Annotated in this window: 6 protein-coding genes and 3 rRNA genes; 2 read left to right on the top strand and 7 right to left on the bottom strand. The window is 62.2% G+C overall.

The window, feature by feature from the left end:
* Positions 1–2: 2 nt before the first annotated feature.
* Together QE394_RS10585 and QE394_RS10580 are read left to right on the top strand one after the other, a co-directional pair.
* Positions 3–1,730 carry a helicase HerA-like domain-containing protein gene (locus tag QE394_RS10585; RefSeq protein ID WP_349034463.1) on the top strand — a complete coding sequence of 576 codons (1,728 nt, stop codon included), beginning with the start codon at positions 3–5 and terminating at the stop codon, positions 1,728–1,730.
* Between the two features lie 195 nt (positions 1,731–1,925).
* Positions 1,926–2,918 (top strand): hypothetical protein, encoded by a 993-nt coding sequence (locus QE394_RS10580; RefSeq protein ID WP_261619851.1) that lies wholly within the window; start codon positions 1,926–1,928, stop codon positions 2,916–2,918.
* Positions 2,919–3,100: 182 nt separating this feature from the next.
* Here QE394_RS10580 and QE394_RS10575 read toward each other — a convergent pair whose 3' ends face one another.
* From QE394_RS10575 to QE394_RS10545, 7 genes are all read right to left on the bottom strand, one after another.
* Positions 3,101–3,730 (bottom strand): DUF559 domain-containing protein, encoded by a 630-nt coding sequence (locus tag QE394_RS10575; protein ID WP_349034462.1) that lies wholly within the window; start codon positions 3,728–3,730, stop codon positions 3,101–3,103.
* A 413-nt stretch (positions 3,731–4,143) separates the two neighbouring features.
* Positions 4,144–6,168 (bottom strand): NHL domain-containing thioredoxin family protein, encoded by a 2,025-nt coding sequence (locus tag QE394_RS10570; protein ID WP_349034461.1) that lies wholly within the window; start codon positions 6,166–6,168, stop codon positions 4,144–4,146.
* Positions 6,168–8,264 (bottom strand): cytochrome c oxidase assembly protein, encoded by a 2,097-nt coding sequence (locus QE394_RS10565; protein WP_349034460.1) that lies wholly within the window; start codon positions 8,262–8,264, stop codon positions 6,168–6,170. The genes QE394_RS10570 and QE394_RS10565 overlap by 1 nt, the downstream gene beginning before the upstream one ends.
* Before the next feature lie 192 nt (positions 8,265–8,456).
* Positions 8,457–8,744: an HU family DNA-binding protein gene (locus QE394_RS10560; RefSeq protein WP_015938867.1), complete on the bottom strand. Its 288-nt coding sequence runs from the start codon at positions 8,742–8,744 to the stop codon at positions 8,457–8,459.
* 478 nt (positions 8,745–9,222) lie between these two features.
* Positions 9,223–9,339: ribosomal RNA gene (rrf, locus tag QE394_RS10555) — 5S ribosomal RNA — on the bottom strand.
* Positions 9,340–9,501: 162 nt separating this feature from the next.
* Positions 9,502–12,630 (bottom strand): 23S ribosomal RNA (locus QE394_RS10550).
* A gap of 503 nt (positions 12,631–13,133) precedes the next feature.
* Positions 13,134–14,655 (bottom strand): 16S ribosomal RNA (locus QE394_RS10545).
* Together the 16S, 23S and 5S rRNA genes form the textbook arrangement of a ribosomal RNA operon.
* Positions 14,656–15,087 lie beyond the last annotated feature (432 nt).

Here is a 15,087-nt window from a genome sequence, read left to right as displayed (position 1 = left end):
CCATGGCGAACAAAACCACAGCAGAGAAGCTTGCCACCATCCAGAAGGGCTATGCCCTGGAAGGTGCCACCATCGAGCTGGGGGCCGCCCTGATCGATGGCGAACTCCACAAGGACGCTCCGGTGCGGCTGCCGCTGGCCATGATGAACAGGCACGGGCTGGTGGCCGGAGCCACCGGTACCGGCAAGACCGTCACCCTGCACATGATGGCCGAGCAGCTCTCCACCGCCGGCGTGCCCGTCTTCCTGGCGGACATCAAGGGTGACCTCTCGGGGCTCGCCACGGCGGCACCCGGAAGCGAGAAGCTCCTGGCCCGCACAGAGAGCATCGGCCAGGACTGGCACGGCAAGACCTTCCCGGTGGAATTCCTGGCCCTGGGCGGCGACGGCAACGGCATCCCTGTCCGGGCCACGGTGACCTCGTTTGGGCCCATCCTGCTCTCGCGGATCATGGAGCTCAACGACACCCAGGAATCCAGCCTGCAGCTGGTCTTCTACTTCGCCGACAAGAACGGCCTGGAACTGATCGACCTGAAGGACCTCCGGGCGGTCATCCAGTTCCTGACCTCGGATGAGGGCAAGGACGAGCTCGAACAGCTCGGCGGGCTCTCGAAGGCCACCGCCGGGGTGATCCTGCGTGAACTGGTCACGCTCGAGGCCCAGGGGCTGGAGAAGTTCTTCGGTGAACCGGAGTTTGATACCGCTGAACTGCTGCGCACCGCGCCAGATGGCCGCGGCGTGGTCACCTGCCTGGAACTGCCCACCCTGCAGAACAAGCCCATGCTGTTCTCCACGTTCCTCATGTGGCTGCTCGCCGACCTGTTTGAAGACCTCCCCGAAGCGGGCGACCTGGACAAGCCCAAGCTGGTCTTCTTCCTGGACGAGGCGCACCTGCTGTTCAACGGTGCCTCCAAGGCTTTCCTGGACGCCATCACCTCCACCGTCCGGCTGATCCGGTCCAAGGGCGTGGGCATCTTCTTCGTCACCCAGACCCCCAAGGATGTTCCTGCCGACGTCCTCGGCCAGCTGGCCAACCGGGTCCAGCACGCCTTGCGGGCATTCACCCCGGAGGATGCGAAGGCCCTCAGGGCCACCGTATCCACGTTCCCCCTCAGTGACTACGACCTCGAAGAAACGCTCACGTCGGCCGGCATCGGTGAAGCGGTCATCACCGTCATGAACGACAAGGGCGCCCCCACCCCGGTGGCCCTCACCCGGCTGCGGGCCCCCGAATCGGTGATGGGTCCCAGCGACGAGGCCCTGGTCCGGAGCACCGTGGCCGGGTCCGCCCTGCTGGGCAAGTACGGCACCGCGGTGGACAACCCCTCCGCGTACGAGAAGCTCACCGGCAAGACGGCAGCACCTACCGGTCCCGCGGCTTCCGCTGGAACGCCGGGTGGGACTTCCCAGCAGAACGATGTCGACGCCGAGGCCAGGCGCATCGAGGAGGAAATCCTGGGCCGGCCCAGCAGCAGGACGTCGCATAACAGTTCCGGCAGCGACGACGCCGCCGAAAGGCCCGGCACTGTCCCGGCTCCGCGGGCACCCCGTGCACCCGAGCCCCAACGCCAATCCCAGCCGGGGGGTGGAATCATGGGCGACCTGGGCGGCGTGCTCGGCGGCGCCCTCGGTGGCGGGCTGAAAAGCATGGCCCGGTCCGTAGGCACCCAGCTGGGCCGTGAGCTGCTGCGCGGCATGTTCGGCACTTCCTCCCGGCGTCGCCGCCGCTGACCGGGGCCCCGGGCACGGGGATCCGCGGAGCCAGCCAGGGCCGGGCCGGGCCGGATCCAAAGGTGCGCCCGGGCACTCTCCGTGCCGGCGTCGTCGGGCGCTGTCCCTGGTGCCGGCGCCGGGTTGCGGCGGGAATTAGGGGAGGCGCCGACTTTAGTGTGCCAACGTACTGCCGTTACTGTAAGAAACGTGCAGATGAGTCAAGCGTTGGTGAGGATAGCGGCCGGGTGGCTGCTGGGCCTCATGCTTGCCGTGGCCGGAGCCATTGTGGCCATCAACCTGGTCAACAGCACAGTGGCCAGCCCGCAGCAGCCGGTGCGCGAGTACATCGATGCCCTGCAGAGCGGGAACGGCGGCAAGGCGCTGGGCCTCCTGCGGGCCACCGTTCCGCCCAGTAACGCTGCCATGCTGGATGGCACGGCCCTGCAGACAGCTGCGTCGCGGCTCTCCAACGTCCAGATCGGCGAGCCGGAGGAGCGTCCGGACAACCGTGTGGCAGTGCCGATGGACTACACCATTGACGGAAGCCGGCTCAGTACCGAATTCCTGCTGCAGAAGACCGGCACTGAATGGATTTTCTTCAACACCTGGGCTTTTGTCCCGTCCCGGCTGCCCACGGTGGACATCACCGTGGTGAACGGCAGCGAAGCCAACATCAACGGCGTCCCCGTGAACATGCCCAACGGACGGAACTCCTTCGCCGTGTTCTACCCCGGCGAATACGAGGCGTCGCTGGATGGACAGTACTTCTCCGCGCCTGCCAGCCGCGCCACGGTGACCGGGCGGGACACCCCTGTGGCTCCGCTGAACCTGCTGACCCAGGCCACCGGCAAGCTCAAGGAGGACGTGTCCGCCAAGGTCCGGGAATTCCTGGATGGCTGCGCCGCCGAAGCCCAGAAGGAGCAGCGGCTGCAGCCCGACTGCCCCTTCTACTACGCCAGCAACAACAGGGTCCAGGACGGCAGCATCAAGTGGTCCGTGACCGAGTACCCCAACGTCTCCATTGAACCTTTTGACGGCCGCTGGGTGGTCTCGCCGCTGGACGGAAAAGCCAAGGTGGAGGCCCTGCAGCAGAACTCCTTCACGGGCGCCTGGTACCCGTTGGACGAAGAGGTGGACTTCAGCTTCACCACCCGCCTGGACGTTTCCGGCGACACCGTCAAGGTCACTCCCCAGCTGAGCTTCTAGGGCTTCCCCACCCTGTGTTGGTTGGCGCCCGGCCACGCTGGCCCAGCTTTTCGACGTGGTTTCCAGACCCAGAGTCACGCCGAGCACCCTTTTGGGCTACAGTCCCCTAATAATCCCCGAAATTCCGGAGTTCTTGCTGTTCCGATCCGCCAAAACCATGCCCTGCGTGACAGCCGGACCCGTTATAGCCGGCGACTCAGAACCTGCAAGACCTGCGACACCATGGCAGCGGGATGGAACACCACATCCGAGTAGTAATACCGCAGTGCCGTATACCCCTGGAGAACGGATTCATTGTTGCGCCGGTGGTCCTTCTGAACCTGTTTCCACTCGGCGTGGTGCCGGCCGTCCAGTTCCACCACCAGCCAGCCATCCAGCAGCAGGTCAACGTATCCCACCCGCTCCAGATAGACCTGGGTTTCGACCCGGATGCCGGCCCGCCGGAAATACGTCCGGGCCAGAGTTTCCAGCAGCGAGTCGGCTCCCGTGTCCACCCACTCCAAGTCTGCCCTCGCCTTACCGTTTCGTTTCCCAGGCAAACGCCGGAGCAGGAACTCAAGGGTCATGTCACCGCGGCTCACCGCGCACTCCACCATGACCAGGGACTCGGCAACCGGCAAGCACCGCAGGGCGTGGATCAGCACGTCGGCCAGCGCTGCCACCGGCTGATAGGAGGCCGGGGGCAGGAGCAACCCTGCGTGGTGAACAGCTCCGCCGGAGACAGCCTCCCGGCGACGGTGATAGACGTGGCGCAGCCCATCCGCGGGCAGTGTCCACAGGCTGTAGGCCGCAGCGGCACTTGAACAGGTCAAGACCTCGCGGTTCCGCAGTGCGGCCACTAGATGCGGAGAGGCGGTTGGCAGCGCATACAGCCCGCGGTCGGGCTGCACCAGCCCTGCCCGGACGGCCCGACGGAGGGAAGAGTCATTTACCCCCAGTCTTGCCAGTGCGGGCCTTCGGGCTGCTCCTCCGCAAATTTCCAGCGCCTTATGCACGTCCATGCAGCCATGCTGGCTCTCCACCAACCATCCCTGTAGCTCCCGGCGGGCGTATGTGGACAACGGTGCGAGTTGGACCGCGTCACGGACAGCATGCTTTTGCGCCCTACACGTGCTGCAAGCCCCGGAATTCCGCGGGAGACACGTTTCCGCGGACGCAAAAGGCTGCCGCCCGTGACGTTTGGGTCACGGGCGGCAGCCTGGAACTACGTTCGACGGCCGGCGCGTCAGTCCATGCCGCGGAGGTCCAGGACCAGCTCGGTGTCGCCGTCGGCCTGAAGCAGCACCGGGATGCCCCAGTCCTGCTGGTACAGGTGGCAGGCTGCGTGGTCCGGGATCTCGCCGTCCTCGGTCTCGGGGCCGTCGCAGGCCGCGGCGCGGGCGGTAATGTGCAGCACGCCCTCAGGCACCTCCGGTGAGAGCTCCAGCGTGCGCAACAGCCCCACGGAGGTGCCGCCGCCGGACACCAGCAGCTCAGGCGGGGTGGAGGAGATCTTCAGCTGGGTGGGGTCACCCCAGCGGTCATCGAGCTTCTGCCCGGTGGGGGCGGTGAAGCGGACCGTGAGTTCCAGCGGACCCGGAGCCACGGGGCTCTTGGGCCGCTGCGTCTGGGAAGCACCCTCATCCACCTGCTGGGCTTCCTTGGGAATGGGCACATACACCAGCTGGTGCTTGTTCGCCTCCACCACCACCAGCAGCGGCTCGGCGCCGGCAGCCCCGGTGGCATCCACGATCACGTCGGACGGCTCGGCAAGGCCACGGGCCAGCGTGGACACTATGCCGTTGGCGGGGTCATACCGGCGGACGGCGCCGTTGTAGGTGTCAGCGACGGCCACGGAGCCATCCGGGAGGACCGTGACGCCCAGCGGGTGCTGCAGCCGGGCCTCGGCCGCAGTACCGTCTCGGAAGCCGAAGTCGAACAGGCCCTTGCCCACGGCGGTCTTCACGGTCACCGTCCCGGCGTCGTCGATGACCAGCGTGCGCAGCGCCGACGTTTCGGAGTCGGCAACCCAGATGTTCCCGTCGGCGTCCTCGGCGAGGCCTGAGGACTGGGCGAACCAGGACTCGTGGGCGGGCCCGTCCAACAGCCCTTCCAGTCCGTTGCCGGCCACGATGGCCACGCCGCCGGTGAGTGGGTCGAAGCTGAAGATCTGGTGAGTGCCGGCCATGGCCACCACTACGGCGTTCAGTTTGCGCGACCACACAACGTCCCAGGGCGAGCTCAGCGAGACGTCAAGGGGGTCGTTGCCCAGGGAACCGCTAAAGCCGGCGCCGTCCTCATCCACGCGGGCAGGCCCGGTTTCCAGGAGCCGCTGCACGCCGTTGCCGGCAAGCGTCAGCGCCTTCCCGTCTGTCAGGGACAGGCCGCGGAGGCGGTGGTTGACCGAGTCGGCAATGACGACGTCGTAGCCCGCCCTGGCTGCCACGTCTTCCGGCAGCAGGACCAGGCCTTGGGGTTCGTTGAACTGTGCGGTGGCGTCGTCCCCGGCGGCAGGACCATCGGCGTAGCCCTTGGTGCCGGAGCCGTAGGTGGCCAGGACAGTCTCGAAGTCCGTGCCGAGTTCCACGAGGCGGTGGTGGCCGGTATCGGTCACCAGCCAGGAACCCTTGCCGTCGGAACCGCTGGCTGCGGCACCCGCTGCCGTGCCGCCGTCGGACGCTTCCTCCCCAGCCGTGGACCCGCGGCCGGCCGGCAGGAAGAGCGCCTTGCCGGGGAAGCGCAGGGTGCCGGAGGTGGCCTCGGGGGCCACGTACGGGCCGGAGCCGCGGTGCAGCGTGCCCTTGGCCTCATGTTCTGCGATCAGCTCGGGGATCAGCACTGCCAGGCCGTCTGCGTGGCCCTCACCGGACAGGTGCGCCACGATGTAGCCCTCGGGGTCGACGACCACCAGGGTGGGCCAGGCGCGGGCGGTGTAAGCCTTCCAGGTGTCCAGTTCAGGATCGTCCAGGACGGGGTGGTGGATCTCGTAGCGCTCCACGGCGGCGGCCAGGGCCACGGGGTCTGCCTCGTGCTCGAACTTGGGCGAGTGGACACCCACCGTCACCAGAACGTCCGAGTACTGCTCCTCAAGGGGCCGCAGCTCGTCCAGGACGTGCAGGCAGTTGATGCAGCAGAAGGTCCAGAAATCGAGCAGGACGATCTTGCCGCGGAGGGCTTCGAGGTCGAGGGTCTTGCCGCCGGTGTTGAGCCAGTTGCGGCCCACCAGTTCGGAGGCCCGGACCCGGGCGTGGGTGCGTACGGTTTCGCTCATCAGCGTCCTTCCAGCTTGTTGCGGTCAGCCAGCCTGGCATCGCGTTCAGCCAATTTGGCAAACATATCGTTGTAAGCGGCCAGATCGGCGTCGTTATTCCTGTCCGCCGCGCGGTCCACCCGTTTGGTCTCCCGCTGGTCGGAGCGGGACCACATAATTGCGACGCCGATTGCCACCAGGAGCGTGGGCACCTCACCGATGCCCCAGGCCACCGCTCCGCCGGTCTGCTGGTCGGCCAGCGCGGACTGGCCCCAAGTGCGGCCAAGGTTGCCGAAGTAATCCGCTGCGAGCAGCCCGGTGCCGCCCATGATGGAGACGCCGAAGAACGCATGGAAGCCCATGGTGGCGAGGAGCAGCAGCAGCCGCATGGGGTACGGCGCCCGGCGCGGCAGGGGATCGGTGCCGATCATGGTGAGCACGAAGATGTACCCGGTCAGCAGGAAGTGCAGGATCATCAGCTCGTGGCCAACATGCTCGCGCATGGCGTAGCCGAACAGGTCGGAGAAATAGAAGATCACGATCGAGCCCGCGAAGTTGGCGGCGGCGAACAGCGGATGCGTGACCAGCTGGGAGAACTTCGAGTGCACGAACACCAGGATCCATTCGCGGGCGCCCCGCGAGCCGTCACCGCGTGCGGGCAGCGCGCGCAGGGCGAGCGTCACCGGGGCCCCGAGCACCAGGAAGATGGGCGCCACCATGGTCAGGGCCATGTGGTCCACCATGTGTGCCGAGAAGAGGATGCGGCCGTACACCGCCGGCGGCCCTGACGTGATGTAGGTGAGGACTATGAGGCCGATGATCCAGTTGACGGTGCGGAACCAGTGCCATTTGTCGCCGCGGCGGTGGACCTTGGCGACGCCCAGGACGTAGGCCACGAGGCCGAACAGGGCCACCGCGATCCACAGCCAGTCCAGGCGCCACTCGGTGAGCCAGCGGGTGGCGGTCAGTTCCGGGGGCAGCTCGTAGCCGGTCAGGATGAAGGCCGGCGAGGCGTCGGGCGCGAACGTGGTGGGCTGCGGGGGCGCGGAACGGCCCAGCGCCACGGCGATGCCTGAGGTTGCGCCCATCACCAGGAGTTCGGCGAGGAGGAGTTGCCAGAGCACCCGCCGGGAGGACATGGTGGATCCCTTGCGGCCCAGCTGCGGGATGACCCACTGCCGGTGCATGAACCCGATGCCGCCCAGGACCAGGGTGGCGGCAGACTTGGCCAGGATCAGCTGTCCGTATGACGAGCCGAAGAGGTCTCCCCAGCTGGTGATCCGGATGCTGGCGTTAATGACACCGGAAGCAAAGACCAGGACGAAGGCGAAACCGGCAAGGGTGGAGAACCGGCGCAGCGTGGGCTCGGTGATGTCCGTTGTTGTACCGGCTTTGGGGCCGGTGAGGATCCCGGACAGGAGTGCCAGCAGGATGATGCCACCCACCCAAGCGCTCACGCCCACCAGGTGGAGTCCGAGTGAGTTGATGGCCCCTTCGTGGTCCGAGGAACTGGAGGAGTGGCCGATCAGGGCGGTGGGGACGAGGCCGACCAGTGCCAGGATCAGGGTGAGGGCCAGGCCGCCCAGGGACCGGACCCCGAACAGTGCCGTGGTGACAACAGCCGCGATGATCGTTACTGCAAGCCAGGCCCGTCCGGTCTCGATGTCCGTCATGAAGTAGACGAGCGCCTGGGTGAATTCGGCGTCGCCCGAGAGTGGTTGTCCGGCCACGTCCGCGTAGGTCAGGACCAGCACGGCGATAGCGGACAGGGTCCACACTGCACCTGCGGCGGCTGCTACGGCGAGGGCCCGGATGAAGGCCGGGTGTTCCGGGCTGTCTCCGAGGTCGCCTTTGTCCCGGCTCCGCGGCGACAGGCTCCTGGGCAGAATCCCGACGGCGAAGACCAGGCCGCCGATGACGGTGGCCAAAGCCACGTTGTGCAGCGCCTTGCTGATCGGAAGCCCCCAGCGCACCAGTGCGCCGGGATCGGAGACGCCGCGGGTCACCGCAGCGCCGGAGAAGATCAGTGCTGCGATGAGGGCCAGGAACACCGCAGCGAGGCCGGCGAGCTGCCAGCCTTTCGGAATTCCGAGGGCATTGCCGCCCGTCCCTTTCACTCCGTTCCCGGGAGCGGGCTGAGGTGTGGCGGAACGTGATTTTGCGGCAGAAGACACCACTACATTGTCCGCCACGCCGGGCTGTGCGGCGAATCGGCTGGTGGGCCCGGGGCGGGGCTTAAAGCAAGGGGAGCGGTGACCGTCAGGTCACCGCTCCCGGAGCTGCTCCGGCGTTGTGCCGGGCGAAGAAGCCTACTTCTTGTTGGAAACGGCAGCCTTCAGCTTGGAGCCGGCGGTCAGCTTGACGCTGTGGCCTGCTGCGATCTGGATGGTCTCACCCGTCTGCGGGTTGCGGCCGGTGCGAGCTGCACGGTCGGTGCGCTCCACTGCCAGCCAGCCCGGGATGGTGATCTTCTCGCCAGCGGCGACAGAAGTCTCGAAAACCTCGAACAGTGCGTCAAGGACGGTGTTGACGGCTGCCTGGCTGGTGCCGGCCTTGCCCGCTACCTCTGCAACAAGTTCACTACGGTTCTTAGCCATTGATGTCCTCCTGGACGGTCTGGTTACGGAGCCCGCACGCGGTGTGCGCACAGGCCACTGTTCGAAAACTTACCAGCTACCACCCCTTGAGGCCGCAAATTCCGCGTGTTTCCGCCACTTTTTGAGGTTAATCACCGCATATTGGGGGGTTTTTCGCCCTCAGCGGAGCCTGACAGGTCGCGGTGGGGCGTTGAGATGCGCACGACGCCGGGAAGCACCTTCCAGCCACAATCCGCCGTCCCACGTATCACCTGAGCCGCCTGAGCCGCCTGAGCCCAGGCTGCCGCCCCGGAGCCCCTTCCCCGGGTGACGTTCGCTCAGGTGTGGGGGTTCCCCGGGCCCTGGTTGCTGTATCAGGTGGGTTCCCCACGCCGGGTGGGACCCGCCATGAGTGAGCGGGGATCCGGGGCTGGGGGTTTGTGGTGGTGGTTAAAGTGGTAGGGCCCTGACAGTTGTGTCAGGGCCCTACTCAATGTTTGTCCGGCGGTGTCCTACTCTCCCACACCCTCCCGGGTGCAGTACCATCGGCGCTGTGGGTCTTAGCTTCCGGGTTCGGAATGGGACCGGGCGTTTCCCCCACGCTATGACCGCCGTAACCCTTCTACCCGTCACCAACCCCTTTTAGGGGGTGGTGTGGGAAATCTGGTGGTTACAACATGTGGTGTTGTATTCAGTTGTTTTGGTTCCGGCCGACAACGTGTTGGGTTGTTGGTTGGGAACCACATAGTGGACGCAAGCAGAGTTATGTATTTTCTGTGTGGTGTAAGTTGTTGGCCTATTAGTACCGGTCAGCTTCACGAGTCGTTAGTCCTCGCTTCCACATCCGGCCTATCAACCCAGTGGTCTGGCTGGGGGCCTCTCACACAATAAAGTGTATGGAAATCTCATCTCGAAGCGAGCTTCCCGCTTAGATGCTTTCAGCGGTTATCCCATCCGAACGTAGCTAATCAGCGGTGCACTTGGCAGTACAACTGACACACCAGAGGTTCGTCCGTCCCGGTCCTCTCGTACTAAGGACAGCCCTTCTCAAATTTCCTGCGCGCGCAGCGGATAGGGACCGAACTGTCTCACGACGTTCTAAACCCAGCTCGCGTACCGCTTTAATGGGCGAACAGCCCAACCCTTGGGACCTACTCCAGCCCCAGGATGCGACGAGCCGACATCGAGGTGCCAAACCATGCCGTCGATATGGACTCTTGGGCAAGATCAGCCTGTTATCCCCGAGGTACCTTTTATCCGTTGAGCGACGGCCATTCCACAATGTACCGCCGGATCACTAGTCCCGACTTTCGTCCCTGCTCGAGATGTCTCTCTCACAGTCAAGCTCCCTTGTGCACTTACACTCGACACCTGATTGCCAACCAGGCTGAGGGAACCTTTGGGCGCCTCCGTTACTTTTTAGGAGGCAACCGCCCCAGTTAAACTACCCATCAGGCACTGTCCCTGACCCGGATTACGGGCCGAAGTTAGATGTCCAAAGTGACCAGAGTGGTATTTCAACGATGACTCCACCCGAACTGGCGTCCGGGCTTCAACGTCTCCCACCTATCCTACACAAGCCACTCCGAACACCAATACCAAACTATAGTAAAGGTCTCGGGGTCTTTCCGTCCTGCTGCGCGTAACGAGCATCTTTACTCGTACTGCAATTTCGCCGAGTTTATGGTTGAGACAGCGGGGAAGTCGTTACTCCATTCGTGCAGGTCGGAACTTACCCGACAAGGAATTTCGCTACCTTAGGATGGTTATAGTTACCACCGCCGTTTACTGGGGCTTAAATTCTCAGCTTCGCCCTTACAGGCTAACCGGTCCTCTTAACCTTCCAGCACCGGGCAGGAGTCAGTCCGTATACATCGTCTTGCGACTTCGCACGGACCTGTGTTTTTAGTAAACAGTCGCTTCCCCCTGGTCTCTGCGGCCCCGATCCCCTCCGGACAGCAAGTGTCCATCAAGGTTGGGGCCCCCCTTCTCCCGAAGTTACGGGGGCATTTTGCCGAGTTCCTTAACCATAATTCTCTCGATCGCCTTAGTATTCTCTACCTGATCACCTGTGTCGGTTTGGGGTACGGGCGGCTAAAACCTCGCGTCGATGCTTTTCTCGGCAGCATAGGATCACCAAATCCCCCCAAACGGGGGTCCCATCAGATCTCAGGCATCATGAGTGGCGGATTTGCCTACCACTCGCCCTACATCCTTAGACCGGGACAACCATCGCCCGGCTCGGCTACCTTCCTGCGTCACACCTGTTAATACGCTTGCCTCCCAGGATCAGGTCCTGCGCTCCACCAAAACCCTCACACCACAAGGGTGATCGGGCAGGTCTCGGGCAGTTAGTATCCCCTGTTCAACATGGGCGGTTTTTCGCCGGTACGGGAATATCAACCCGTTGTCCATCGACTACGCCTGTCGGCCTCGCCTTAGGTCCCGACTTACCCAGGGCAGATTAGCTTGACCCTGGAACCCTTGATCATTCGGCGGACGGGTTTCTCACCCGTCTTTCGCTACTCATGCCTGCATTCTCACTCGTGTAGGCTCCACCGCTGGTTTCCACCGCGACTTCACTGCCCACACGACGCTCCCCTACCCATCCAAACGCCTGAACCACAAGGGCTTAGCTAATATTTGAATGCCACAACTTCGGCGGTGTACTTGAGCCCCGCTACATTGTCGGCGCGGAATCACTTGACCAGTGAGCTATTACGCACTCTTTTAAGGATGGCTGCTTCTAAGCCAACCTCCTGGTTGTCTTCGCAACTCCACATCCTTTCCCACTTAGCACACGCTTAGGGGCCTTAGTTGGTGGTCTGGGCTGTTTCCCTCTCGACTATGAAGCTTATCCCCCACAGTCTCACTGCTACGCTCTCACTTACCGGCATTCGGAGTTTGGCTGACGTCAGTAACCTTGTAGGGCCCATTAGCCATCCAGTAGCTCTACCTCCGATAAGAAACACGCAACGCTGCACCTAAATGCATTTCGGGGAGAACCAGCTATCACGAAGTTTGATTGGCCTTTCACCCCTACCCACAGCTCATCCCCTCCATTTTCAACTGAAGTGGGTTCGGTCCTCCACGACGTCTTACCGTCGCTTCAACCTGGCCATGGGTAGATCACTTCGCTTCGGGTCTAGATCACGCCACTCAAACGCCCTATTCAGACTCGCTTTCGCTACGGCTGCCCCACACGGGTTAACCTCGCGACGTAACACTAACTCGCAGGCTCATTCTTCAAAAGGCACGCCGTCACAACTACAAGGTTGCTCCGACGGATTGTAAGCACACGGTTTCAGGTACTGTTTCACTCCCCTCCCGGGGTACTTTTCACCTTTCCCTCACGGTACTGGTCCGCTATCGGTCATTAGGGAGTATTTAGGCTTATCAGGTGGTCCTGACAGATTCGCACGGGATTTCTCGGGCCCCGTACTACTTGGGATACATCAACAAGGCGGTGCAACGCATTACAGTTACGGGACTAACACCCTCTCTGGCCGGCCTTTCAAGACCGTTCACCTATACGCACACCCACACCCCGTCAGCCCGGCAGAACTGACACGTAATGTCCCACAACCCCGACCATGCAACGCCCGCCGGCTATCACACATGGAACGGTTTAGCCTGATCCGCGTTCGCTCGCCACTACTAACGGAATCACTATTGTTTTCTCTTCCTGCGGGTACTGAGATGTTTCACTTCCCCGCGTTCCCTCCACGCACCCTATGTGTTCAGATGCGGGTCACCAGGTAACTCGCGCTCCTGGCGGGGTTTCCCCATTCGGACACCCTGGGATCACAGTCCGGTTATCGACTCCCCCAGGCTTATCGCAGATTCCTACGTCCTTCTTCGGCTCCTAATGCCAAGGCATCCACCGTGTGCTCTTAAAAACTTGACCACAAAGATCAAAAACATTTTCGAGAGAACCACAGAAACCGACCCGCACACCCAAAGGCGCACGAACCAGATCCAGGTTCATATTCTTGGAAATTGCTTCTTATACAAGATGCTCGCGTCCACTATGTAGTTCTCAAACAACAACCCCACACCACACACCCCACACACAACCCCCCAAAAGGGATCACCATGCATGATCGGTGCAGCAGGGAAACCAGAAACAAAGTACCGACAAGAACCCCAAGGGCCCTCCCCGGTCCTGTTGCCTCAGGACCCAACAGTGTGCCAAACACTACCCAGCAGACCAGACCACCGAACGTTCCAGGACCAACTCCGAAGAGATCAGTCCGTACTAGCAAACGGTCCGTGCCACCAGGCACCTATTTGTTGATATTCCACCCTTGAGCACCCGCCACGAAACATTCGTCCGTGCAACGGGCATTCTCCTGACAACCCCCACCACCGGACATACATCCAGGACAGAAAGCTGTAGGTGCTCCTTAGAAAGGAGGTGATCCAGCCGCACCTTCCGGTACGGCTACCTTGTTACGACTTAGTCCCAATCGCCAGTCCCACCTTCGACGGCTCCCCCCCACAAGGGGTTAGGCCACCGGCTTCGGGTGTTACCAACTTTCGTGACTTGACGGGCGGTGTGTACAAGGCCCGGGAACGTATTCACCGCAGCGTTGCTGATCTGCGATTACTAGCGACTCCGACTTCATGGGGTCGAGTTGCAGACCCCAATCCGAACTGAGACCGGCTTTTTGGGATTAGCTCCACCTCACAGTATCGCAACCCTTTGTACCGGCCATTGTAGCATGCGTGAAGCCCAAGACATAAGGGGCATGATGATTTGACGTCGTCCCCACCTTCCTCCGAGTTGACCCCGGCAGTCTCCTATGAGTCCCCACCATCACGTGCTGGCAACATAGAACGAGGGTTGCGCTCGTTGCGGGACTTAACCCAACATCTCACGACACGAGCTGACGACAACCATGCACCACCTGTAAACCGACCACAAGTGGGGCACCTGTTTCCAGGCGTTTCCGGTTCATGTCAAGCCTTGGTAAGGTTCTTCGCGTTGCATCGAATTAATCCGCATGCTCCGCCGCTTGTGCGGGCCCCCGTCAATTCCTTTGAGTTTTAGCCTTGCGGCCGTACTCCCCAGGCGGGGCACTTAATGCGTTAGCTACGGCGCGGAAAACGTGGAATGTCCCCCACACCTAGTGCCCAACGTTTACGGCATGGACTACCAGGGTATCTAATCCTGTTCGCTCCCCATGCTTTCGCTCCTCAGCGTCAGTTAATGCCCAGAGACCTGCCTTCGCCATCGGTGTTCCTCCTGATATCTGCGCATTTCACCGCTACACCAGGAATTCCAGTCTCCCCTACATCACTCTAGTCTGCCCGTACCCACCGCAGATCCGGAGTTGAGCCCCGGACTTTCACGGCAGACGCGACAAACCGCCTACGAGCTCTTTACGCCCAATAATTCCGGATAACGCTTGCGCCCTACGTATTACCGCGGCTGCTGGCACGTAGTTAGCCGGCGCTTCTTCTGCAGGTACCGTCACTTACGCTTCTTCCCTACTGAAAGAGGTTTACAACCCGAAGGCCGTCATCCCTCACGCGGCGTCGCTGCATCAGGCTTGCGCCCATTGTGCAATATTCCCCACTGCTGCCTCCCGTAGGAGTCTGGGCCGTGTCTCAGTCCCAGTGTGGCCGGTCACCCTCTCAGGCCGGCTACCCGTCGTCGCCTTGGTAGGCCATTACCCCACCAACAAGCTGATAGGCCGCGAGTCCATCCAAAACCGCAAAAGCTTTCCACCAACCACCATGCGATGATCAGTCATATCCGGTATTAGACCCAGTTTCCCAGGCTTATCCCAGAGTCAAGGGCAGGTTACTCACGTGTTACTCACCCGTTCGCCACTAATCCCCCCACAAGTGAGGTTCATCGTTCGACTTGCATGTGTTAAGCACGCCGCCAGCGTTCATCCTGAGCCAGGATCAAACTCTCCGTTGAAGTAAAACAGACACACCCACCAACCCCGGAAATAACGGGACAAAATGGATGCACAAAATTTGAAACCAGCCAAAAACACCATGCCAACCACGGGGTGGCGGCACAGCAAATTCAACCAATTCAATACAATAAATTGGTATCAACAAACTTGGCACACTATTGAGTTCTCAAACAACAGACACACCCGGCACCACCCAAACATTCCGTTCAGGATCGCTCCGGAGCAACTTTCCAAACTTACCCGACCACCGGCCACTTCGCAAATCCGCTATCCAGCAGACCGAAGCACACAATGATCAGCCCCACCCACCAGGAACACACCACAGTGCGAACCATTTTTCAGGCCGTTCAGAAGGGGGTTTTCGCCGCTATCTTTCCGCATCAGCGGCGGCGACTCAGAAAACAATACACGCCCACCAACCCCACCGCAAA

This window comes from Pseudarthrobacter sp. SORGH_AS 212, from assembly GCF_030818145.1.
Lineage (GTDB): Bacteria > Actinomycetota > Actinomycetes > Actinomycetales > Micrococcaceae > Arthrobacter.
This window is presented reverse-complemented; position numbering and strand designations above follow the sequence as displayed.

Excerpts from the sequence above, each read along its gene's own strand:
- QE394_RS10585 (WP_349034463.1), top strand. The coding sequence starts at position 3 with ATGGCGAACAAAACCACAGCAGAGAAGCTTGCCACCATCCAGAAGGGC.
- QE394_RS10580 (WP_261619851.1), top strand. The coding sequence starts at position 1,926 with ATGAGTCAAGCGTTGGTGAGGATAGCGGCCGGGTGGCTGCTGGGCCTC.
- QE394_RS10570 (WP_349034461.1), bottom strand. The coding sequence starts at position 6,168 with ATGAGCGAAACCGTACGCACCCACGCCCGGGTCCGGGCCTCCGAACTG.
- QE394_RS10560 (WP_015938867.1), bottom strand. The coding sequence starts at position 8,744 with ATGGCTAAGAACCGTAGTGAACTTGTTGCAGAGGTAGCGGGCAAGGCC.